The sequence below is a fragment of the Actinacidiphila acididurans genome, assembly GCF_016918855.1.
Taxonomy (GTDB): Bacteria; Actinomycetota; Actinomycetes; order Streptomycetales; family Streptomycetaceae; genus Actinacidiphila; species Actinacidiphila acididurans.
This window is the reverse complement of record NZ_JADKYB010000012.1, coordinates 101,306-124,334: the sequence shown is the minus strand read 5'-3', so window position 1 is coordinate 124,334 and position 23,029 is coordinate 101,306. Positions and strand designations below refer to the sequence as shown.

Sequence of the window (23,029 nt, the reverse complement as noted above, 5' to 3'; positions counted from 1 at the left end):
GCGCGCGTGTGAGTCGCGTCACTCAACTCCCGCCCCTCGGGAGGAGATTCGGTGGCGCGGCAACCCCCTTTCGGTGGCCCGAATGGAGTACCGTGACGAGTCCCGGCGCTCGGTACCCGTCCGGACGAGGGGACCGCTGGGGAAAGGAGCTGACGACCCCGGTCCCGGGGTGCCATGATGAGTCACGCACGGTGGCCAACCGACCACCGTCCCATGACGGCGTGTCACCACGGACCTGCGACACGCCGAGCAACTCTGCAAGGTTGTGGCACGCTGCACCCGGGCAGGCCACACTCGTCCATCGGGAGCAGCGACGCACGTGACGTCGGCAGGCACCACCCGGGAGGTAACCGTGCCCGAACTGCGGGTCGTGGCCGTCAGCAACGACGGCACACGACTGGTGCTCAAGGCTGCCGACAGCACGGAGTACACGCTGCCCATCGACGAGCGGCTGCGTGCTGCCGTGCGCAACGACCGGGCGCGGCTGGGCCAGATCGAGATCGAGGTCGAGAGCCATCTGCGCCCGCGGGACATCCAGGCGCGGATACGGGCCGGCGCGTCGGCCGAGGAGGTCGCGCAGCTCGCCGGGATCCCGGTGGAGCGGGTGCGCCGCTTCGAGGGGCCGGTGCTGGCCGAGCGGGCGTTCATGGCCGAGCGGGCCCGGAAGACCCCCGTGCGCCGGCAGGGCGAGAGCAGCGGTCCGCAACTCGGCGAGGCGGTGGCCGAACGGCTGCTGCTGCGCGGCGCGGACAAGGACACCGTGCTGTGGGACTCCTGGCGCCGGGACGACGGCACCTGGGAGGTGCTGCTGGTCTACCGGGTGGCCGGTGAGACGCACTCGGCGAGCTGGACGTACGACCCGCCGCGCCGGCTGGTGCAGGCGGTGGACGACGAGGCCAGGTCGCTGATCGGCGAGACCACCCCGAGCCAGGCGCAGGAGCCGAGCTTCCCGTTCGTGCCGCGCATCGCCCGGCTGCCCCGCGACCGTCCGGTGGACCGGTCCGCGGAACGGGACCGGCAGTCCGACCGCGCCGCCGAGGCACGCGCCGAGACGGACCGGCCCGAGCCGGAGGAGCGGGACTCGCTGACCAGCCTGCTCGAAGCGGTGCCGAGTTTCCGGGGCGACATGGTGGTCCCGGCGCCCCCTGCGCCGGACCCGGCTCCGGCGGCAGAGGCGCCCGAGGAGGCCGCGAGCGAAACCGCTCCGGCGGCCAGTGCGGGGTCCGCTTACGCGGACGTCCTCATGCCGCGGGCCGTGGCCGGCCACCGCGACCGGCTGGTCGGCACGACTGATCGGCAGGCCGAGGCGGACGGGGTACGACCGGGGCGGCGGGCGACCGTGCCCAGTTGGGATGAGATTGTGTTCGGGAGCCGTCGCAAAAAGGAGTGAGCCTTCTTCGGGCTTGGGCTTCTTGCGACGGCAACCCGTCGTTGCACCTGCGGTGCGTTGCCGCGTACAGCGAACTTGTGGTTGCGCGCGCCCACGCGGCGCCAGCCGCAGATCAGGCACAGCCCCGCGCCCCTGTTTCGGTGCCCTACTGCGTTGCGCGGCAACTCGCCGTTGCACCTGCGGTGCGTTGCCGACGCACGGTCGTCTTTGGTTGCGCGCGCCCCCACGCGGCGCCAGCCGCAGATCAGGCACAGCCCCGCGCCCCTTAGGTCCTTGTGGCGTGCCCTACTCCCGTTAGGTCAGCCCTTGGCCACGGGGCGGGAGGGGTTGGTGGTCCATTCGCTCCAGGAGCCGGGGTAGAGGGTGGCGGGGATGCCGGCGAGGGTGAGGGCGAGGAGTTCGTGGGCGGCGGAGACGCCGGAGCCGCAGTAGACGCCGACGTGGGGGGCGGTGGTGGCGCCGAGGGCGGCGAAGCGGCGGGTGAGGTCGGCGGCGGGGAGGAAGTGGCCGTCGGGGGTGACGTTTTCGGTGGTGGGGGCGTTGACGGCGCCGGGGATGTGGCCGGCGACCGGGTCGATGGGCTCGATGTCGCCGCGGTAGCGCTCGGGGGCGCGGGCGTCGAGGAGCAGGCCGGTACGGGCGAGGTCGGCGGCGGCGTCGGCGTCCAGGACCGGGAGGGAGCCGGGGCGGGGGACGAAGTCGCCCTTGCCGGGGGCCGGTTCGTCGGTGGTCAGGGGGAGGCCGGCCGCGCGCCAGGCGGCGAGCCCGCCGTCGAGGACCCGTACCCGCTCGTGGCCGGCCCAGCGCAGCAGCCACCAGGCGCGGGCCGGACCCCAGCCGTTCCAGTCGTCGTAGACCACCACGTCGGAGTCGGCGCTCACGCCCGCGCGGCGCATGGCGGCGCCGAACTGCTCGGGGTCGGGCAGCGGGTGGCGGCCGCCGGCACCGGGCGGCCCGGCCAGTTCCGCGTCCAGGTCGACGTAACGCGCGCCGGGGATGTGGCCCTTGGCGTACTCGGGGTGTCCGGGCGGGCCGCCGAGCCGGTAGCGGACGTCGAGCAGGACGGTGCGGCCGGTGGTTTCGGCGAGTTCCGCGGCGGAGATGATCGGTTGCATGGGTCCATTGTGGGCGCCTGCGCGGCGTGCCGTGGGACCGGGGCACGCCGCACAGTGATGCCGTAACGGCGCACGGTGATGACGTCAATGCGAACATGACATAGCATTTCGGCCGCGCCCCGGCGTCACGGTGATGAAAGCGGCGCGGCCGGGGCGTTTCCGGCGCCAGGTGGTGCGAGCATCATGGGGCCACCTTGCCCGCACACGACGCACGCGCCGCCGTACGCCTCAGAGGAGCTACGTTTCGCATGACCGAGGCAACGGGCCGCCGCCTGCCCGGCACGCCCTGCTGGGCGGGGCTGATGACGCACCGGGCGCAGGAAGCGCGCGACTTCTACGGAGCGCTGTTCGGCTGGGAGTTCGAGCCGGGTCCGGGGGGCCTGGGCGGGTACGCGTTCGCGGTGCTGGACGGGCGGCGGGTGGCGGGCATCGGCCAGGCGCCGGCCGACCCGTACCGGCCGGTGTCGTGGACCACGGTGCTCGCCGCGGACGACGTGGACCAGGCGGCCGAGGCGGTGCGGGCCTGCGGCGGCACCGTCGGCGTCGGGCCGCTGAGCACCGGCGACGAGGGCCGGCTGGCGATGGCGGCGGACCCCGCGGGCGCGGTGTTCGGCATCTGGCAGAGCGAACTGCTGGCCGGCGCGGACCTGGCCGGCGTGCCCGGCGCGGTGGCCTGGAGCGAACTGTGGACGGCGGAGACCGCGCTCGTCGCCAAGTTCTACGAGGTCGTCTTCGGCCTGGACGCCGGACGGTCGCGCGGCGGTGAGCCCGACCGCGTGGTCCTGACGGCCGGGCGGCGCCCGGTGGCGGGCGTCCGCGGCATGGGCACGCGCCTCCCCCGGGACCGCGGCGCCCACTGGCTCACCTACTTCGCGACCGACGACCCGGACCGCACGGTGACCCGCGCGACCACCCTGGGCGCGCGCGTGGTGGCCCCACCCCACGACTCCCGCTACGGCCGCATGGCGACCCTGCTCGACCCGGAGGGCGCCGCCTTCGCCCTCATCGCCCCCGCCCAGGCGTCGTCCGGCTGAGGCCCCGGCCCGACCGAGCCCGGGCGGCGCGTGCCACACCAAGGACATGCCAGGCGCGTACGGCCTCCTCGGCCGGCGGCCGGGCCGTCGGCGACTCGGGCTCCGGCCCCACCGAGCCGGCCGCCGTACCGACGCGTCAGGCCGGAGCGGCCACCACGCGGCCACCGCCGCAGCGCTGAAGCCCCGGGGTGGCCTCAGCCGGCCATCGTGCGGACGAGGCGTCAGCCGGAGCGGCCGCCACCCAGCATCACCGCCGACAGCACCTGACGCCTCGGCCCGACCCGGCCGGCCACCGTACGGACAGGCTGTCAGGCCGGTGCCGACTCCTCGGCCGGCATCGCGGCAAGCAGGAGGGGGGCGTCGGCGAGGACCAGGCCGGCCGCGCCGCGGACTTCGGCGCCGTCGCCGAGGCCGCCGGTGACGATCTCGACGCCTACGGCGGCGGACGGGAGGGTGTGGCGGCGGACCCCGGCGCGCATCGGCTCCAGGATGTCCTCACCGGCTCCGGCGAGGTCGCCGCCGACCACGATCAGGCGGGGGTTGAGGAGGGTGACCAGGGTGGACAGGGCGCGGCCCACCGCGTCGCCGGCGTCCCGGACGGCCCGCAGCGCGCCGGTGTTGCGCTGCTCGATCAGGGTGGGCAGGTCGCGGGCGGCCACCTGGTGGCCCCAGCTGTCGGAGAGCAGGCGGGCGATGGCGACGGGGCTGGCGACCGTCTCCAGGCAGCCGCGGTTGCCGCAGCGGCAGATCAGGCCGTCGGCGATCAGCGGGAGGTGGCCGATCTCGCCGGCCAGGCCGCGGGCGCCCAGCAGCAGGCGGCCGCTGCTGACGATGCCGGCTCCTATACCGGCGGACAGGCGTACGTAGACCATGTCGCCGACCTGCCGCCCGGCGCCGTACATCCGCTCGGCCAGGGCGCCGGCGTTCGCGTCGTTGGTGACCCGGACCGGCAGGGCGGTGCGCCGGCGCAGTTCCTCGGTCAGGTGCAGGCCGACCCAGCCGGGCATGATGCCCTCGGCGCCGAGCGCGCCGCTGCCCTTCTCGACCGGCGAGGCGATGCCGGCGCCGATGCCGAGCACGCGCGAGCGGGCCACGCCGGCCTCCTGGAGGGCGCGGCCGACCAGGACGGCCACCAGGTCCAGGGTCTCGTCGGGGGCCCGGTCGACGTCCTTGGCCACCCAGTGCTCCCAGAGCACCGCGCCGAACAGGTCGCACAGGATGACGCGGACGTGCTGGTGGCCGATGTCGGCGCCGATCGCGTACCCGGCGGTCGGCACGAGCGAGAGCGACTGCGCGGGGCGGCCGGTGCGGCGCGGCTCGGCATCGTCGCCGCTCTCGTCCTCGGTGACCAGGCCGATGGCGATCAGGTCGGCGATCAGCGAGGAGACGGTGGCCCGGGACAGGCCGGTGACGCGGACCAGTTCGGGCCGGCTGCTGCGCGGGGCGGCGTGCAGGGCTTCCAGCACCCGCAGCCGGCCCACCTCGCGCAGGTTCACTGGTGTGTCGATCGTGACCCCCGGTATATAGGTGTACGTGGTGTCTCTTGCCGTTCTTCCCGTCAAGAGTGTTGACTTATGCAGGACTTCAGGCAGAAACTCGCTATCCGTTCTAGCCGGTGAGACGAGTTTCAGTCGATTCCGGATGAATAACGATTCACTGCTCTCCCGCCAGGAGGACGCACGTGACGACGACCCCACCGCCGGCCCTGCGGATCGGCATGGTGGGCCACGCCTTCATGGGCGCGGCCCACTCCCACGCCTGGCGTACCGCGCCGCGCTTCTTCCCGCTGCCGCTGACCCCGGAGTTGACCGCGGTGTGCGGGCGGGACGAGGAGCGGGTGAGCCGGGCCGCGCGGACCTACGGCTGGAGTTCGTACGAGACCGACTGGCGGGCGCTGGTCGAGCGGGACGACATCGACGTGGTGGACATCTGCACCCCCGGTGACAGTCACGCCGAGATCGCGCTGGCCGCGCTGGCCGCGGGCAAGCACGTGCTGTGCGAGAAGCCGCTGGCCAACTCGGTGGTCCAGGCGGAGGCGATGACGGAGGCGGCCGAGCGGGCCCGGGCGGCCGGCGTGCGGTCCATGGTGGCCTTCAACTACCGCCGGGTGCCGGCGCTCGCGCTGGCCCGCGCGCTGATCGAGGAGGGCCGGCTCGGCCGGATCCACCAGGTGCGCGCGCAGTACCTCCAGGACTGGCTGGTGGACCCGCAGTTCCCGCTGGCCTGGCGGCTGCGCAAGGACAAGGCGGGCTCGGGGGCGCTCGGCGACCTGGGCGCGCACAGCATCGACGCGGCCCAGTACCTGACCGGGCAGCGGGTGACCTCGGTGGGCGCGCTGCTGGAGACCTTCGTCACCGAGCGGCCGCTGCCGGCCAGTGCGAGCGGGCTGTCCGGCACGGCCTCGGCGGAGACCGGCCCGGTCACGGTGGACGACGCGGCGCTGTTCACCGCGCGCTTCGACGGCGGCGCGATCGGCGTCTTCGAGGCCACCCGGTTCGCCACCGGGCACAAGAACGCCATGCGGATCGAGATCAGCGGCTCGGCCGGCAGCCTCGCCTTCGACGCCGAGTCAATGAACGAACTCGCCTTCCACGACCGCTCGGAGGACCCGGCCACGGCCGGCTTCCGCCGGATCCTGGTCACCGAGTCCACCCACCCCTACCTGGACGCCTGGTGGCCGCCGGGCCACCTGATCGGCTACGAGCACACCTTCACCCACCAGGTGCGGGACTTCGTCACCGCGGTCGCCGAGGGCGCCGACCCGCAGCCGTCCTTCGCCGACGGCCTGCGGGTGCAGCGGGTGCTGGCGGCCGTCGAGTCCAGCGCCGCGGCGGGCGGCACCCACGTGCCGGTGGACCCGCGGCAGCCCTGACCCGCCGCGGCCGTCCCCGGCGCCGCGCGCCCGCAAAGCCGTGCCCGCCCACGTACCCCCTCGACCCCAGGAGGACGCACATGGCCCGCCCCGTCACGCTGTTCACCGGTCAGTTCGCGGATCTGCCGTTCACCGAGGTGTGCCGGCTGGCCGCGGAATGGGGCTACGACGGCCTGGAGATCGCCTGCTGGGGCGACCACTTCGACGTCGAGGCCGCGCTGTCCGACGACGCCTATCTGCCCCGGCTGCGCGACACGCTGGAGAAGCACGGACTGAAGTGCTGGACGATCTCCTGCCATCTGACCGGCCAGGCGGTCTGCGACCACCCGATCGACGAGCGGCACCGGGGCATCCTGCCGGCCAGGATCTGGGGCGACGGCGAGCCGGAGGGGGTGCGGCAGCGGGCCGCGGAGGAGATCGAGAACACCGCCAGGGCCGCGGCGGCCTTCGGCGTGTCCACCGTGGTCGGCTTCACCGGCTCCTCCATCTGGCACACCGTGGCGATGTTCCCGCCGGTGCCGGACACCATGATCGACCGCGGCTTCGCCGACTTCGCCGACCGCTGGAACCCGATCCTCGACGTCTTCGACGAGGTGGGGGTGCGGTTCGCGCACGAGGTGCACCCGGGCGAGATCGCGTACGACTACTGGACGACGGTACGCACGCTGGAGGCGGTCGGCCGCCGCCCGGCGTTCGGGCTGAACTTCGACCCGAGCCACTTCGTGTGGCAGGACCTGGACCCGGTGGGCTTCCTCTACGACTTCCGGGACCGGATCTACCACGTGGACTGCAAGGAGTCGGTCAAGCAGCTCAACGGACGCAACGGGCGGCTCGGTTCGCACCTGCCGTGGGGCGACCCGCGGCGCGGCTGGGACTTCGTGTCCACCGGGCACGGCGACGTGCCGTGGGAGCCGGTGTTCCGGATGCTCAACAGCATCGGCTACGAGGGCCCGATCTCGGTGGAGTGGGAGGACGCCGGGATGGACCGGCTGCTGGGCGCGCCCCAGGCGCTGGCGCACGTACGGGCGCTGGCCGCGATCGAGCCGCCGGCCGCGTCCTTCGACTCGGCGTTCAGCTCGCAGTCCTGACGTTCCCGGCAGCGCGTGCCGGCGCGGGGTGCCGCCCGCCCCCGTCGAGGGGCGGGCGGCACCGTTCTGCGCGGGCAAAGGCGGGTCAGCTCGCCGGCTGGTAGACGTAGATCTCGTGCAGCGACAGATAGTTGCCGGGGGCGGATCCGGTGTCGACGAACTTCAGATAGCGGGCGTCCACCGGGTCGAAGGTGAGCACGAGGACGCCGCCGGCGACGTACGAGCCAGTGTCGGGGATGCTGAGGACCGTGGTCCAGGTGGAGTTGTCGGTGGACACCTGGACGTCGACGCCGCGCGGGTAGTCGCTGCTGGAGCCCGAGGTGTCCCACACGACGCGGGTCACCCGGCGCACCGCGCCGAGGTCGAGGCCGTAGTACATCCCCGGCTTCTGGAGCGCGTCGCTGCTCCAGCGGGTGCTGGGGTTGCGGTCGAAGGCGTTGGCGGGGTCGGAGGAGGCCGGGTTGGTGAAGCCCTTCCAGCCGTCGGTGGGCAGTTCGCCCGAGCCGGAGCCGGCGCTGAAGGCGGCGCCGGTGTTCGCGGCGAGCAGGGCGGCCAGGCCCACCTGGACCGGCAGGGCGGCGGCGCTCGGCCACTTGAGCTGGTCGACCAGCACCGTGCCGGAGCCCGAGGCGCCCTGCCACAGGACCGCGCCGGGGGTGAAGCCGAGGGTGCTGTCCAGGGCGCGGCCGTACTTGGTCTGCTCGTTGCCTGCGCTGAAGGAACTCCAGGCGACCGCCCGGGTGGTGGCCGCCGCGGTGCCGCCGTTCGCCGTCACCGTGTAGCCGGCCAGGGCCGAGCCCGAGCCCGGCCAGTCCAGGTCGGCGTTGTTGATGCCGCTGGTGAGCGGGCTGTCGCCGGTGACCACCGCGCCGTGCTGGTGGGTGGCGTCCACCGGTGACAGGGCGGCGGCCGGCGGCAGGAAGCCGGCCACCGACGGCCAGGTGGCGGGGGTGGCGCCGTTGATCCACAGGGTGCCGCCCTTGGCCACCCAGGCGGAGACGTCGGAGGCGTGGTCCTTCAGGGACGCCAGTGCCGTCTCGTTGCCGGGCGCGGCGTCCACCACGAGGACCCCGAGGCCGCTCAGGCTCGCCACGTCGATCGAGGTCAGCGTGCTCACCGCGACGGAGGCGGCTTTCAGGGTGGGGACGACCGGGCTGTTCGCGGCGCCCAGCACCGCGGTGGTACGGGTGGCCGCGGGCCGGTCGGCCAGCGCCCGCAGCAGGTTGCCCAGCAGCTTGGCGGCGATCGGCTCGGCGGCCTGCGCGGCCACCACCGGGTACTGGCACAGCAGGTAGCGGCCGTTGCCGTAGCGGGCCTCGGCCAGCGCGGAGGCGGCGAGCGCGGGGCCGGCGTCGGCGAGCGAGAGCAGGCTGCCGAACCGCGGCTTGAGCAGCAGGGTGCTCACGGCCAGTTCGTTCGGGGTCTGCCACCAGCGCAGGTCGTCGGCGTCCAGGCCGGCCAGCACCGGGTGGTGCGGGGCGACCGGGTGGGTGATGGTCTGCGGGGTGCCGACGGTGAACTGCGGCCAGGGCAGGATCTGCGGCAGCGCGCTCTGGGCGAGCACCAGCACCTGGCCGCCCGCCGCGACGAACTGGGTGACCCGGGTGCGGTCGTCCGCGGTCGCGGCGGCGCCGTAGCCCTCGGCGATCACCAGGACCTCGCCGGAGGCGGGGTCGGGCAGCGCGGACAGGTCGGCAAGGGTGCGGGTGGTGACGCCGAGGGCGGCCAGCGCCTTGGTGGTGGCCGCGCCCGAGGCGCCCTCCAGGACCGCGGCCCGCAGCGGCACGCCGAGGGCCGGTGCGGCTGCGTACACGGTGAGTGCGGCCTTGTCGGTGAACCGGCGCTCGCCGTTCTGCTCGACGGTGACCCGCCAGGTGGCGGGGGCGTCCTTGGTCACCTGCGGCAGGTCGAGGGTGGTGGTGATCGTGGTACGGCCGGTGGCGGGCACGGTGACGGTGGTGTGGCCGTTGCGGGTGGCCAGTCCGGCGTTCCCGCGGACCTGCCAGTGCACGGTGAGCGTCGCGTCCTCGGCGGTGTCGTTGCACAGCAGCAGGTCGCGGGAGAAGGTGGCGCCGCCGTAGGCGTGGGTGCGGTAGTCCATCGCGTAGGCGGCGATGGGGGCGAAGGTGCGGGCGACGGCGCCGTGGATGGGGTTGGGCCGGTAGGCCGGGATCCCCTGCTGGAAGCCGGGGTTGAGGGTGGCCGCGTACCGGCCGACCCGCCGCAGCACCGGGCCGGAGCCGCTGGGGTCGGCGGTGGGCACCGAGGTACCGTCGAAGGGCAGCGGCTGCATGCCGTACCAGACGGTGTTCCAGGGCGAGATGGCGGTGATGCCGGCCAGCCGGAAGCCCTCGATCTGGGCCCGCAGGGTGAGCGCGTGGGCGGCCCACAGCCCGTCGGTGTCCGCGTACGCCGCGGGGCCGCCGATCGCGCTGACGTCGGCCGGGTTGGCGTAGTACATGGAGCTGAACTCGCTGATCAGGAAGGGCTTCTTGCGGTCCCACTCGTTGCCGCGGCTCTGCCCGGGGGCGAGCGCCCGGCCGGTCTCCGGGATGGCCGTGTCGTGGGTGGTGATCTCCAGCGGGTAGTGGGTGCTGCGCAGGTCGCCCGCGCCCTGCGGGTCGCCGTCGCCCTCGAAGTACACCGGGCGGCTGGTGTCCGCCGCGACCACCGCGGGCTTGAGGGCGGCGACCTTGGCCGCCCAGCTCTGCCCGAAGGCGGCGAGCATCTCGTTCTCCGCGCTCCACGCGATGATCGAGGGGTGGTTGCGGTCCCGGGCCACGCGGTCGCCCAGGTGGGTGGCGCAGTTGTCCCAGAAGTCGGCCGCGTTCATGGCGTAGTTGCCCGAGGAGCCGTAGATCCCGGACTCGCCGACGATGAGCATGCCCATCTCGTCGGCGACGTCGTAGTAGACCGGCGGGTACGGCATGGCGTGCAGGCGCATGTAGTTGACGCCGGCGGCCTTGGCCATGCTCATCCACATCTCGGCGTAGGCGCGGCTGTTCTGGACCGAGCCCATGTAGTGCCAGGAGTCGCCGCGCAGCAGCAGCGGCCGGCCGTTGAGCTCGAGGGCGACGCCGTCGACGGTGACCTCGCGGAAGCCGAAGCGGGTGGTGGCCGAGTCCAGCACCGGGCCGGTGGCGGTGTCGCGGACGTCCACCCGCAGCTCGTACAGGTGCGGGTCCTCCGGGCTCCACAGCCGCGCGTCGCGCCAGGTGGTGCCGGGCCGGATCTGCGCGGTGCCGCCGGCCGGGACGGTGACCTGGCCGGGGACGCGCAGCACCTGGCGGGCGCCGTCCCACACGGTGTGGTCGACGCGTACGGTACGGGCGGCCGGCCCGTCGTTGCGCAGCGTGGTGGTGGCGGTCAGGGTGCCGTCGGCGACCGAGGTGACCACGGCGGTGTCGGCGACCGAGACCTGGTCGCGGGACAGCAGCCACACGTCCTGCCAGATGCCGGCCGCGTACTGGCCCCACCAGGAGCCGGCCGGGTGGTGGTAGCCGTCGCCCTGCCGGGCGGCGGCGTTGGGCGAGCGCACCAGGACGTGGACGGTGGTGGTGCCGCCGAAGGTCACCTGGTCGGTGATGTCGGCCTCGAAGGGCAGCAGTCCCTCGGCGTGGTGGGCGACCTGGACGCCGCCGGCGTACACCGTGCTCTCGAAGTTGACGGCCTCGAAGCGCAGCACGATCCGGCGGCCCTTGCTGCTCGCCGGGACGGTCAGGTCGCGGCGGTACCAGGCGGCGTCGACCGAGTTCCAGTCGGTGGGCGTCTCGAACAGGTCGTACGCCCCCCAGGGGGTGCTGAACGGCCCGCCGCTCATGTTCCACTCCGCGGGCACCGGGATGGTGGCCCAGCCGGTGGCGGGCGGCGGGTAGGCGGCGCCCGTGGTGGTGGGCAGGAAGTCCCAGGTGCCGTTGAGGGACTGGAGCACCCGGCCGCCGTCGGTCTGCGGACCGGGGGTGGCGGCCTGGGCGGTGCCGAGCCGGCTCAGGCCCAGCGCTGCGGCGGTCGCCGCGCCGACGGTGAGGATCTGGCGGCGGGTGGGGACCAGTTCGCCGCCGTGGTGCTGCCGGCGGGGCGGGTTGGGCTGGTTCACGGGAAGCCTCCGTGTGCGGGCAGGCGCGGCCCGGCCTGCCGAACGGGGTGGGGGAAGCGGGAGCGGCGGCGCGGGGCACGCCGGAGCACGGCGCGGCGGCACACCGGAGGACGGGCCGGTGCGCCGCGGCCGGAGAGAAAAGTCGGGTGCGGGACGGTGCCCGGCGCGGGGCCGGTCCGCCTGTGCGCGGACCGGCCCCGTCCCTCGGGCCCGGTGACTGCGGGGCCCGGCGGGAATCAGCCGAGGGCGAGGATCAGCCGGCGGCAGGAGTTCAGCCGGCGGCGGAGGATCAGCCGATGGCGACCGAGAAGATGTGCATGGACGGCTGGTGGTCCACCACGGTCTTGCCCACGCCGGGCAGGGTGATCGCGGCCACGGTCTTGCCGGGCAGCAGGTCCACGGTCGCGGCGTACATGTGGACGGTGTTGTTCTGCTGGCCGCCGCCGTTGTTGAGGTACGGCGTGGTGGCGGCGATGTCGCTGCCCTGCGCGGCGGAGCCGGACCACCAGTCGGCGAAGGCCAGCGCGTAGTTCTGCGTGGTGCCGTCGGTGTAGACGATGGTGCCGCTGCCGGAGGTGGTGCCGAAGGCGCTGGTGCCGACGAAGCCCAGCTTGCTGCCGGTGCCGGTCACTTCGATGCCCTGGCCGCCGGCGGCGACGTTGTCCGGCTGCCCGGTGCCCGCGGTGGCGGGCCACAGGAAGCTCACCCCGTCGTGCGTGGTGCGCTGGCCGGACGTCCAGCCGGCCGCGGCCAGCGCCTGGGCGGAGAAGCTGGCGCCCTCGCCGTCGATGCTGCCGGTCTTGGTGTTGTTGTCGTCGCTGACGCCGGAGTTGTTGAAGGCGTCGGCCAGCGACGCGTACGACACGGTGACCGGGGTCTGCGCGGTCAGTGCGCCGGCGGGCGCGGTGACGCTCGCGTCCAGGGTGTAGTTGTCCGGCGCGGCACCGTCCGGGATCGCCACCTGCCAGGTGGTGGTGGCCTTCTGGCCGGGGGCGACCGTCGGGAAGGAGGCCGGGGTGGTGGGCGTCGCGGTCCAGCCGTCGGGGGTGTTGAGGCTGACCGTGACGTTGCTCGCCGGCGTGGTGGCGCCGTTGATGTAGGTGGTGGTCGCGGTCAAGGTGGTGCCGGCCTTGGAGATCGGCAGGGCGCTCAGGGTCAGGGTGTTGCGCACCACGACCGGGGCGGAGCCGGTGACGCCGTTCACGGTCACCTTGATGGTGGCCACGCCGTCGGAGACCGCGTGCACGGTGCCGTCGGCGTCCACCGTGGCCACGGACGGGTTGCTGCTGGCGTAGCTCACCTTGGCCTTGGCCAGGTCCACGAAGGACTGGTCGTTGTTGACGGCCTCGACGACGTTGTCGGCGGTGACGGAGAAGTCCCGCTGCTCCTTGGTGTGGTCGGTGTCGTCCTTGATCCAGCGGTTCTTCCCGGTGAGGCTGAAGGTGTCACCGGCGTTGTGGACGACGTTCTCCGGCTGCACCGTGACGTCCTGGACCTTGGGCGTCAGGCTGCCGCTGATCCGTACGGTGGCGACGCCGGCGGTGTGCGCGGAGTCCGGGCCGACCTGGAAGTCGTAGGCGCCGGGGTAGACGGTCTCCCGCGAGTGCGCCGCGTCCCAGAAGGACAGGTCGGCGCCCTTGACCGTCATCGTCAGGTGCTGGGTCTGGCCCGGCTGGAGGACGCCCGACTTGGCGAAGCCGACCAGGCGCTTCTTGGGCAGTTCGACGCCGGAGACGCTGAACTGGGTGGCGGCGTAGAGCTGGGCCACGGTGGCGCCGGCGGCCTTGCCGGTGTTCGTGACGTCCACGCCGACGGTGACCGAGCCGTCCGGGGTGATGTGCGTGAGGTTGGGCGTCACGTGGCCGAAGGCGAAGTTCGTGTAGCTCAGCCCGTAGCCGAACGGGTAGGTCGGGGTGCCGGTGAAGTACTGGTAGGTGCGGCCGAGTCCGCCGGTCTGGCCGGGGGTCAGGCCGTAGTTCTGCTTGTCCGGGAGCTGCGAGTCGTCCTTGTACCAGGTGAAGTTCAGGTGCGCGGACGGGTTCTGGGCGCCGAACAGCACGTCGGCCAGCGCGGTGCCCTGGGCCTGGCCGTTGTAGCCGCTGAACACGATCGAGTTCACGCCGGAGCCGGCCGCCTGCGCGCCGCCGAGGTCCACCGGGCCGTCGGACTGGACGACCAGCGCGAGCTTGCCGTTGCCGACCGCCTTGGCGGCGTCGATCAGCGACTGGTAGTTGCCCGGCATCGCCAGGTTCGCCCGGTCCTTGCCCTCGTCCGCGTTGGCCTGGGTGGTGCCGACCATGACGACGACCAGGTCGGCGGCCTTGACGGCGGCCTTGGTCTGGTCCGACAGCGTCACCGGGGTGGTGGCGGTGGACGAGGAGCCGGCCGCGTCGTAGACCACCGAGGCGGTGGAGTCGGCCGCGTACACCTCGTCCTTGATGCCCTGCAGCGGGCTCGTGGTGTGGTCGGGCTGGCCGCTGTAGAGGCCGAGCGAGGTGGTGTTCGCCAGGTCGCCGAGGACCACGACCTTCTTGGTGGTGTCCGGGTTCACCGGCAGCAGCGGCGCCTTGGCCCCGGCGGGCTTGTCGTTCTTCAGCAGCACCAGGGAGTTGTCCGCGACCTTGACCGCCAGCGCCTGGTGGGCGGGGCTCTCGATCTGGTCCTTGGTGATGTTGGTGTACGAGTTCGAGCCGGCCGGGTCGAACTCGCCGGTCTCCATGCGGATGGTGAACACCTTCACCAGCGCGGTGTCGATGACGCCCTCGCTCAGGATGCCCGCGTCGATCGCCGCCTGGATGTTGGCCGTGGTGGCCTCGTCCCCGGTGCAGTTCAGGTCGGTGCCGGCCCGCAGGGCGTACGCCTGCCCGCCCGCGGCACCCGGCACCTTCGTACCCGTGGACGTGTTGGTCCACGTCGAGGTGTCGCCCTGCTTGTCCGTCGACCACCCCGGCGGCGCCCACGCGTGCCCGCTCGGCGGATTCTTGTACGTGGTCCCGACCGCGCCGCAGTCGGAGGTGATGTAGCCGTTGAACCCGTAGGTGCGCTGGGCCAGTTCGTTGGTGGTGTACGTGTCCGCCACCGACGGCGTGCCGTTGATCGCGTTGTACGACGTCATCAGGCCGGCCACGTGCGCCTGCTCGATGAGGCTGCGGAACTGCGCGGTGTAGTAGTCCCGCAGATTCGTGTCCGTCGTGTCCGAGGAGATGCCCGTCCGGTTGTCCTCGACGTTGTTCAGCGCGTAGTGCTTGGCCGTGGCCGCGACCTTCAGGTACCCGTTCCGGCTGGTGCCGTCGGGGTTGTTGCCCTCGTAGCCGTCGACGAACTGGCCGGCCATCTGGCCGACGAAGTACGGGTCCTCGCCGAACGCCTCGTCGGTGCGGCCCCAGCGCGGGTCGCGGTCGAGGTTGACGGTGGGCGCCCAGTAGACCAGCGCGCCGTAGTCACTCGCGGAGGGGCCGAGGTTGTTCTGCCCGGTGCCGAACAGCGACTTGTCCAGGAAGCCGCGGGCCTCGTCGGAGATCGCGCTGGTCTCCTGGTAGATCAGGCCGCGGTCCCAGGACATGGAGGAGGCGAAGTTGGTGGGGAAGCTGGTCGCCTTCACGTTCAGCTCGCCCTGACCGCCGGCCGCGGTGTCGTTGCCGAGCCGGTTGATGCCGTGCTGGCCCTCGCTCCAGTACGTGTACTGCTGGACCCCGAGCCGCGGGATGGCCGGCGCGTTGTTGGTGCTGAGCTGCTGGACCTTCTCCTGGAGGGTCATCCGGGACACCAGGTCCGCGGCGCGCTCCTCGAAGGAGTAGTGCGTGTCCAGGTAGATCGGGGTGGTCGTCGCGGTCGCCCGCGGCGCCTCGGCGAGGGCGCTGCCGCCGCCGTAGGTCGCGCTCAGCGTCATCGCGCACGCCATAGCGCACAGCGCGGCGAGTCCGGCTCGTCGGCGCTTTCGCTGGTCCATCCTGCCTCCGTCGTCATCGAGCAGGGGCCCGGCCGTCCCTCCGGATTACGCCTAAATCCGAAGGAACCTCGGGGAATGCGGTGTCAATGCGGCAGTTTCTTGCCTGCTTTGGTCAACGTCAAGACTCCTGACGGGAGTTGATCCGCTCACGTTTTGTTCGGAGCTGGAAAAAGTGGTCAGGGGCGCTCCCGGCCGCGCAGCCGCGGGGTGAACGTGGCGTGGAAGATGGTCGACGCGGCGCCGACCGCCGCGGCCTCCGCGCTCAGCACCGAGGGCTCCACCGCGACCCGGCGCAGCCTGCGGGCGGTGGGGAACTCGTTGACCACCCGGGTGATCTCGTCCAGGTAGAAGCCGGCCACGTCCTCGGTGAAGAACGGGCCGCCCAGCACGATCAGGTCGATGTCCAGCAGGTCCACCAGACCGAGCGCGCCGCGCCCGATGGCGCCGGCCACCTCGCGCACCGCGGCTGCCGCTCCCGGGTCGCCGCCCGCCGCGGCCCGGCCGACCGCCCGGTAGGCGGCGGTGCTGCCCGTGCCCGTGGCGCCGCCGGCCACTCCGCGCCGGGCGGCGAACTCCGGTACGGAGGCGGGCGGGTTGCACTCGGGCACCATCTCCGGGCGGCCGTCCGGCCCGGTACGGCCCAGCGCGATCGCGCAGAGCTGGCCGAACTCCCCGGCGTTGGCGCTCACTCCGCGGTAGAGGTCGCCGTTGAGATACAGGCCCGAGCCCACACCGGTGCCCAGGTACAGGTACGCGAAGTCGCGGGCCCGGCGGTCGCGGCCGATCCACCGCTCCCCCGCCGCCGCGGCCAGCGAGTCCTTCTCGATGATCACCGGGCAGGGGAAGTGGTCCTTCAGCAGGTACAGCAGCGGCAGGTCGTGCCACGCCTTGAGCAGCGGCGGGCCGAGCACCGTGCCGGAGGCGATGTCCACCGGGCCGGGGACGGCCACGCCGATGCCGAGGAAGCCGTCCTCGGGCACCGAACCGCGTGCCTTCTCCATCGCCTCCCGGCCGAGCGCGACCGCCTGCGCCACGAAGTCCGCCGGGTCGGTGTCGGGGCTGACCGGCCGGGTGCAGGTGCACACGATCGCGCCGTCGAGGTCGATCACCACGGCGGTCAGCAGTTCGGGGTCGATGTGCAGGCCGACCGCGTGCGCCGCCGAGCCGCACAGCCGTACGGGGGTGCGGGGCTTGCCCGAGGTGGCCCGGCGCTGCGCGTCCTCCACGAGGATGCCCCGGTCCAGCAGCGAGCGGGCGATCCGGGACACCGACTGCTGGGTCAGCCCGGTGCGGTGGGCGATCTCGCCGCGGGTGATGGTGCCGGCCAGCCGGACCGCCTCGATCACCACGCACTCGTTGAAGGAGCCCAGGTCGATCTGGTTCACGCCGCTGCTGGCCGGTGCGGGCGGCGGCGCGGGCGGGCCGGCCGGCTCGCGCGGGGCCCGCAGATGGCCCGCGACGTTCTCCCGCAGCCACCGCACCGGGGTGCCGCCCCGCTCCAGCGCCGCGGTCAGGTCCAGATGCACCCGCCGGGAGGACTCCGGGTGGCTGGTGGAGTCCAGCGCGATCAGCGCGCGGAACAGGCCGAGCGGGGTCGCGTGCGCGGGCGGCAGGTGGTACGTGGCGCCCGCCGCCGGGGGCTGGGCGGGCGGCTGCGCGGTGTCCCACAGGGTGATCGCGTGCAGCGCGACGTCCGGGTGGCGGGCCGCGGCCTCGGCGAGGAAGGCGGCCAGCTCCGCCGTGCCGGGGTCGCCCGGCTGGTCCGCCGGGCGCGTCCGCGGGACGGCGGGGCGCAGGGCGGTCAGTGCCTGGGTCAGCGCGCCCAGTACGTCGGCGCCGATCACGGTGGCCACGGCGGGCGGCGGTGGCCCGGCCGGACCGGTCCCGGCCAGCAACACCGCGCGTGACGCGTCGGCGTACAGGCCCATCACCCACACCTCGGCGCCGGGCAGCGGCGGCCGGGTCGGCACCCGCGGTACGGCGGCCGCGTCGGCGGTCAGCCCCCAGCGGCGGCGGACCGCGGCCACCGTGGCGTGCGACAGGCCCAGTTCACGGGCGATGGCCCGGCTGGCGCCGCTCCCGCCGGGCGCGAGCAGGGCCCGCGCCACCACCTCCGCCTCGTCCACGGTCGGCGGCCGCCCGGTGCGCGGCCGCTGCTCCAGCCCGGCCAGCCCCGCGCTCTGCCACCGGTGCCGCCAGGTCCCCGCGGTCTGCCGCGACACCCCGAGCCGCCGCGAGATCTCCGCGTCCCGCACCCCCTCCGCGGCCAGCAACACCACCCGCGCCCGCGTCGCCAACGGCCCGCTCCCGGCCGCCCACCCCCGCAACACCTCCATCGGATCCCCCGCCTCCTCCCCCACCCTCCGCGCCCGCGCGGACGGCCCCGCCGATATCCACGCGGGCGGCCGCCGCAGCCTGCCCGCCGGCTGAGCACGGGGGGCAGTGCCTGGTGGTGATACGGGGAGGGGGGCCTGAGTGACCACGCCCATGCCGGGGTGGGTGCCAAGTACGGCTGGTGGTACGGCAGGTGGCTCGGCTTGGCCAACGGTCAGCGGTGCGGCGCGCGGTACGGCGCCCGGCGCCGGATCGGTGCGGGCGACCGCCGACCCCTCCGTACCCCCGCCGGAATCGGTGCCAAGTACGGGCGGCGGTACGGCAGATCGCTCGGCTCGTCCCACGGTCAGCGGTGCGGTGCCCAGCGCGGAATCGGTGCGGGCGCCCACCACCGCCTCCGTACCCCTGCCGGGAACGGCACCAGGTACGGCCGACCGCTCGGCCGGTGACTCGGCCCGCGGTACGGCGTCCGGCGCCGGATCGGTGCGGGCACCCACCGACCCCTCCGTACCCCCGCCGGGCTCGGCACCGAGCGCGGCCGGGGTCCCGGCCGGCACCGGGACCGAGACAGGAGCGGGACCGGTCGCGGGGTCGGGGGACGCCTCGGGCGGGAGGGGCGGCTCCGTGGGGGTGGGGTCAGTCACGGGTGGGCTCCTCGGCGGGGCGGGCCAGGCGGAGGGTGAGGATCTGGAAGGGGCGCAGGGTCAGGGCGATGCGGCCGGCGGGGTGGGGGTGGTCGGCGAGGGGGGTCTCCAGCAGGTCGGTCTCCTGGACGGCGGTGAGGGGGAAGTCGGCGGTGAGGGTGGCGTGGGCGCGGCCGCCGCGGGACTCGTAGAGGCGGACGACGACGTCGCCGCTGCGGTCGTCGGCGAGCTTCACGGTCTCCACGAGGACGTCGGGGTGGTCGACCCGGACCAGGGGCGGGCCCGGCGGGGCGGCGGGTCCGGGGCGCAGCGGCAGGGCGAGCGCGTAGCCCTCGGCGATGGCGTCGGCGACGTCCGCGGCCGGGCGCAGGGTGTGGCGGAAGCGGTGCCGGCCGCGGTCGGCGTGCGGGTCGGGGCTGTGCGGGGCCCTCAACAGGGTGGCGCGCAGCACCGTGGTGGTGCCGCCGCCGGGCCGGGTGCGGCGGGCGACGTCGTAGCCGTGGGTGGCGTCCCCGGCCAGCGCGACGCCGAAGCCGTGCTCGGCGACGTGCACCCAGCGGTGGGCGCGGCTCTCGCCGGAGGCGTCGGTGGGCCGCACCACGTGACCGAACTGCACGTCGGCCCGGCTGTGTTCGGCGTGCACGTCCAGCGGCCAGGCGGCCTTGAGCACCATGTCCGCCTCGCGCCAGTCGACCTCGGTGTCGACCGTGAGGGAGCGCCCGCCGGCGGTCAGGCTCAGCTCCTGCGTCACCGTGGAGCGCCCGGTGCCGCGTACCACCCGCAAGGAGGCGAGCAGCGGCCCGCGTTCCCGGACCTCGACGGACTGCGCGGCCGTCAGGTCGCGGCACTCGCGCGGGTCGAGGCGCAGGGCGCTGAACGCGGTGGGGTCGTCGCGGTGCAGTTGCAGCAGGTTCCCCGCCTCGCCGGGGGCGATGGCGTCGCGGCCGGAGGCCAGGTCGAGCACGGACCGTACCAGCCCGGCCGCGTCCACCCGGACCCGCAGCAGGCCGTTGTCCAGCACGTGACCGCCGCTGTCGGCGACCACGGTGACCGGCGCGGTGCCGGCCGGTGGCAGTCCCGCGGTGCCGGCGCCGAGGGCGGGCGCCTGCGCGAGGACGGCCACCCGTCCGCCGGCCAGCGGCTGCCCGTGCGGGCGCAGCGGGTCCGGGCCGAGCACCACGACCTCGCGCCGGTCCAACGGCGCGGAGTTGAGCACGCTGCCGCCCTCCGGATCGCCGGCCGCGCGCCGGATCAGCCGCTCGAGCCGGCGCCGCACCTCGCGGTGGGTCTGCTCGGCCTCCTCGTGCACCCAGGCGATGGACGTGCCGGGCAGGATGTCGTGGCACTGCTGCAGCAGCACCTTGCGCCACAGCGCGTCCAACTCGTCGTACGGGTAGGGCACCCCGTGGCGTACGGCGGCGGTCGCGGACCACAGTTCGGCCTCGTGCAGCAGCGCCTCGGCGGTGCGGTTGCCGCGCTTGGTGCGGGCCTGGCTGGTGTACGAGCCGTGGTGTGCGGTCAGGTCGAGTTCGCCACGCCAGACGGGGGCGCCGGGGTACTCGCGTTCGGCGTCGCGGAAGAAGCGGGCCGGGGCGGTGTGCTCGACCCGGGGCGAGCCGTCGAGGTCGGCGGTGCGGCGGGCGCGTTCGAGCATGGCCCGGTCGGGGCCGCCGTCGGCGCGGCCGAAGGGCAGCAGGGAGCGGGCGGCGGCGCCCTTGTCGGCGAAACCGGCGACGGCGGCGGCCAACTCGGGGCCGGTCAGGGCGGGCTCGGCGGCTGGCACGGGGGCGAGGTGGGTGAACAGCGCGGTGCCGTCGATGCCTTCCCAGCGGAAGGTGTGGTGCGGCGGGGCGCAGCCGTCGTCGGGGCGGCGGGTGAGCAGCCAGCGGGCGCCGGCGAGCGCGGCGATCTGCGGGAAGGCGGCGGAGGCACCGGCGGCGTCGGGCAGCCACACCCCGTCCCCGTCGGTGCCGAGTTCGTCCCGGAAGAAGCGGCGGCCCAGCACGAACTGCCGCACCAGCGCCTCGCCGCCCGGCAGTTCGGCGTCGGCCTCCACCCACATGCCGCCCACCGGCGCCCAGTTGCCGTGGGCGACGGCCTTGCGGACGCGCTCGAAGACCGCGGGGTGGTGCTCCTTCATCCAGGCGTAGTGCTGGGCGGAGGAGGCGGCGACCACCAATTCGGGGTACTCCTCGGCGAGCGCCGCCATGGTGCTGAAGGTGCGGGCGCACTTGCGGATGCTCTCGCGCACCGGCCACAGCCAGGCGGAGTCGATGTGGGCGTGGCCGACCGTCGCCAGGGTGTGCGCGGAGTCGTGGGCGTGCCGGGCCAGCACCGGGGCGAGCAGGTCGCGGGCGCGGGCCGCGGTACGGGCGACGGCCCGCGGGTCCACCGCGTCGGCCGCGCGTTCCAGGGCGAGCCGGATCTCGTGCCGGCGCGGCAGGTCCGCGGGCAGCGCCCGCATCAGGCCGTCCAGGGTCTCCACGTCGTGGATGAGCTGCCACACGTCCTCGTCGCGCACGGCCAGGTCGGCGCGGCGCAGCCGGTACAGCGGGGCGTCGCCGGCGGTGACCGGGTCGCCGTAGCGGACGCCGGCGCCGCTGCCGACCTCGATGTACGGGTTGGCGGCCGCCTCGACCAGCAGCGTGACCCGCTCCCCGCCGGCCGCGGGCGCGCCAACCGGCACGGCGCCCAGATGCGGGTGCAGGCCCTGCACCGGGACGCCGTGCGCGTCGTGCACCAGCCCCTCGGCCCGGCCGCCGGGACCCCCGTACCCGGCGGCGTCGAAGGGGACGGGCCGGCCGCCGTACACCCCGGCGTCGTCGGGCCCGGCGACTCCGGCCTCGTACGTCCAGCCGAGGTCGAACAGGGCCTCCACCCGGCGGCCGGCCCACCGTTCGGGCACGGTGGCCTCGGTACGGAACCAGGTGGTGGCCCACGGCTTGCCCCAGGCCTCGCCCACCGCGAACGGGGTGTAGTCGGCCCGCAGCGCCACCTGGGCCGGGACCGGCTCGCCGTGGATGTGCCAGGCACCGACGTCCATGGGGAGCCGCTGCGGATACAGCGCCGGGCGCAGCCGTCCGGCGAGGAATACGGCTATCCGTTCTTCAGCCGAGGCAATCCGGTCATGCATGGGCAGCCCTTCCTGTCCAGCCTGTGACCGCCATGTAAAACCATGTGTGTTATCAAGTCAACGGCTCGCACGAATTCCGTCTTGTCGCAGGTCGTGACCTGCTAAAACGTAATTGTCAGGGGAATTCGTGGACATCGGCGGGCAGTTGCGTCAGGAAATTCGGATGACGCGGCGGCCATGAAAAACGGCGGGCGGCACGGAATGCCGCCCGCCGCTTCCCCCGGGCTTGGTCCGCGGGGGTGTGTACGCGGGTGCGTGCGCGGGTGCGTGCGGGGTCGGGTGCGGCGCGCGATCGTCCTACGGCAGGACGACCGGGGCCGGCCGTTGGCAGGTGGTGGCGACCTCCAGGGTGCGGCCGGTGTGCGCGGCGTCCAGCAGGGTGAGCATCACGTCCAGGACGTGCTCGGCGAGTTCGGCCGAGGCCAGGTGCGGGCGGCCGGCGGTCAGCGCGTCCGCGAGGTCGGCCAGGCCCGTGCCGCGTCCGGCGCCCGGGTGTCCGGCCGCCACCGGCAGCGGCCGCCAGCCGTCCGTGCTGCCGGGCGTCCACAACTCCACGGTGCCGTCGAAGTTGTTGGGGTCGGGCAGCGACAATGAGCCCTCGGTGCCGTACACCTCGATCCGCGGCAGGCGGGCGGCGTGCACGTCGAAGCTCATCATGAGCGTGGACAGCGCGCCGCTCGCGTGGTGCAGCACCCCGGTGACATGGGTGTCCACCTCGACGGCGAACCGCTGTCCGGCCCTGGGGCCGCTGCCGATCGCGCGTTCGGCGCGCGGCGCCGAGGCCGCGCCGGTGACCTTCGCGACCGGGCCGAGCACGTGGACCAGCGCGGACAGGTAGTACGGGCCCATGTCCAGCAACGGTCCGCCGCCGGGCCGGTAGTAGAACTCGGGATCGGGGTGCCATGCCTCGTGTCCGGCCGTGGTCATGAAGGCGGTGGCGGCGACCGGGGTGCCGATCAGCCCGTCGTCCACGGCCTTGCGCCCGGTCTGGGTGCCGGTGCCGAGCACCGTGTCCGGCGCGCAGCCGACCCGTACACCCGCGGCGCGGGCCGCGGCCAGGACGGCGGCGGCCTCCTCCCGAGTGGCCGCGAGCGGCTTCTCGCCGTAGACGTGCTTGCCCGCGGCTATGGCGGCGAGCGCCACGTCGGCGTGCGCGGCCGGGACGGTCAGGTTGAGGACGGCGTCCACGTCGTCGCGGGCGACCAGGTCCGCGACGCTGCCCGCGACCTGCGCGCCGGCGCCTTCCGCGGCCCGCTCGGCCCGATCCGGGTCGAGGTCGGTGACGGCGGTCAGCCGCAGGCCCTTCGCCCCGGCGAGGGTGGCCAGGTACTGGCCGCTGATCTTGCCGGCGCCGACCATGCCGACCCGCAGCGG

11 protein-coding genes are annotated in these 23,029 nt (G+C 74.2%); 4 read left to right on the top strand and 7 right to left on the bottom strand.

Features of this window, described 5'->3' with window-relative positions:
• Window positions 1–319: 319 nt before the first annotated feature.
• Complete coding sequence (sepH, locus tag ITX44_RS22470) at window positions 320–1,390, top strand: septation protein SepH (RefSeq protein WP_205359119.1); 1,071 nt, start codon at window positions 320–322, stop codon at window positions 1,388–1,390.
• A gap of 299 nt (window positions 1,391–1,689) precedes the next feature.
• Here the strand turns inward: sepH and ITX44_RS22465 are convergent, their stop codons facing one another.
• Complete coding sequence (locus ITX44_RS22465; protein WP_205359118.1) at window positions 1,690–2,505, bottom strand: sulfurtransferase; 816 nt, start codon at window positions 2,503–2,505, stop codon at window positions 1,690–1,692.
• Between the two features lie 248 nt (window positions 2,506–2,753).
• Between ITX44_RS22465 and ITX44_RS22460 the strand changes: the two genes are divergently transcribed.
• A complete protein-coding gene (locus ITX44_RS22460) occupies window positions 2,754–3,539 on the top strand; it encodes a VOC family protein (protein ID WP_205359117.1) in 786 nt (261 codons plus the stop codon).
• Window positions 3,540–3,847: 308 nt separating this feature from the next.
• Here ITX44_RS22460 and ITX44_RS22455 read toward each other — a convergent pair whose 3' ends face one another.
• On the bottom strand, window positions 3,848–5,035 hold the full coding sequence (locus ITX44_RS22455; RefSeq protein ID WP_205359116.1) for an ROK family transcriptional regulator: 1,188 nt from the start codon (window positions 5,033–5,035) through the stop codon (window positions 3,848–3,850).
• 221 nt (window positions 5,036–5,256) lie between these two features.
• On the opposite strand from ITX44_RS22455, the gene ITX44_RS22450 reads away from it, so the two are divergent.
• Both ITX44_RS22450 and ITX44_RS22445 read left to right on the top strand, forming a co-directional pair.
• Window positions 5,257–6,411, top strand: a complete 1,155-nt coding sequence (locus ITX44_RS22450) for a Gfo/Idh/MocA family protein (protein WP_205359252.1) — start codon at window positions 5,257–5,259, stop codon at window positions 6,409–6,411.
• Window positions 6,412–6,491: 80 nt separating this feature from the next.
• Window positions 6,492–7,499 (top strand): sugar phosphate isomerase/epimerase family protein, encoded by a 1,008-nt coding sequence (locus tag ITX44_RS22445; RefSeq protein ID WP_205359115.1) that lies wholly within the window; start codon window positions 6,492–6,494, stop codon window positions 7,497–7,499.
• An 85-nt stretch (window positions 7,500–7,584) separates the two neighbouring features.
• On the opposite strand, the gene ITX44_RS22440 is transcribed toward ITX44_RS22445, so the two are convergent.
• From ITX44_RS22440 to ITX44_RS22420, 5 genes are all read right to left on the bottom strand, one after another.
• The gene (locus tag ITX44_RS22440) at window positions 7,585–11,595 is read right to left on the bottom strand and encodes a glycoside hydrolase family 2 protein (RefSeq protein ID WP_205359114.1); all 4,011 of its coding nucleotides are present in this window, start codon (window positions 11,593–11,595) and stop codon (window positions 7,585–7,587) included.
• Window positions 11,596–11,884: 289 nt separating this feature from the next.
• The gene (locus ITX44_RS22435) at window positions 11,885–15,544 is read right to left on the bottom strand and encodes a glycoside hydrolase family 3 C-terminal domain-containing protein (protein ID WP_205359113.1); all 3,660 of its coding nucleotides are present in this window, start codon (window positions 15,542–15,544) and stop codon (window positions 11,885–11,887) included.
• Between the two features lie 176 nt (window positions 15,545–15,720).
• On the bottom strand, window positions 15,721–17,841 hold the full coding sequence (locus tag ITX44_RS22430; RefSeq protein ID WP_236061297.1) for an ROK family protein: 2,121 nt from the start codon (window positions 17,839–17,841) through the stop codon (window positions 15,721–15,723).
• A 673-nt stretch (window positions 17,842–18,514) separates the two neighbouring features.
• Window positions 18,515–21,655 carry an alpha-mannosidase gene (locus ITX44_RS22425; protein WP_205359111.1) on the bottom strand — a complete coding sequence of 1,047 codons (3,141 nt, stop codon included), beginning with the start codon at window positions 21,653–21,655 and terminating at the stop codon, window positions 18,515–18,517.
• A gap of 297 nt (window positions 21,656–21,952) precedes the next feature.
• The gene (locus tag ITX44_RS22420; RefSeq protein WP_205359251.1) at window positions 21,953–23,014 is read right to left on the bottom strand and encodes a Gfo/Idh/MocA family protein; all 1,062 of its coding nucleotides are present in this window, start codon (window positions 23,012–23,014) and stop codon (window positions 21,953–21,955) included.
• Between the last annotated feature and the right edge of the window lie 15 nt (window positions 23,015–23,029).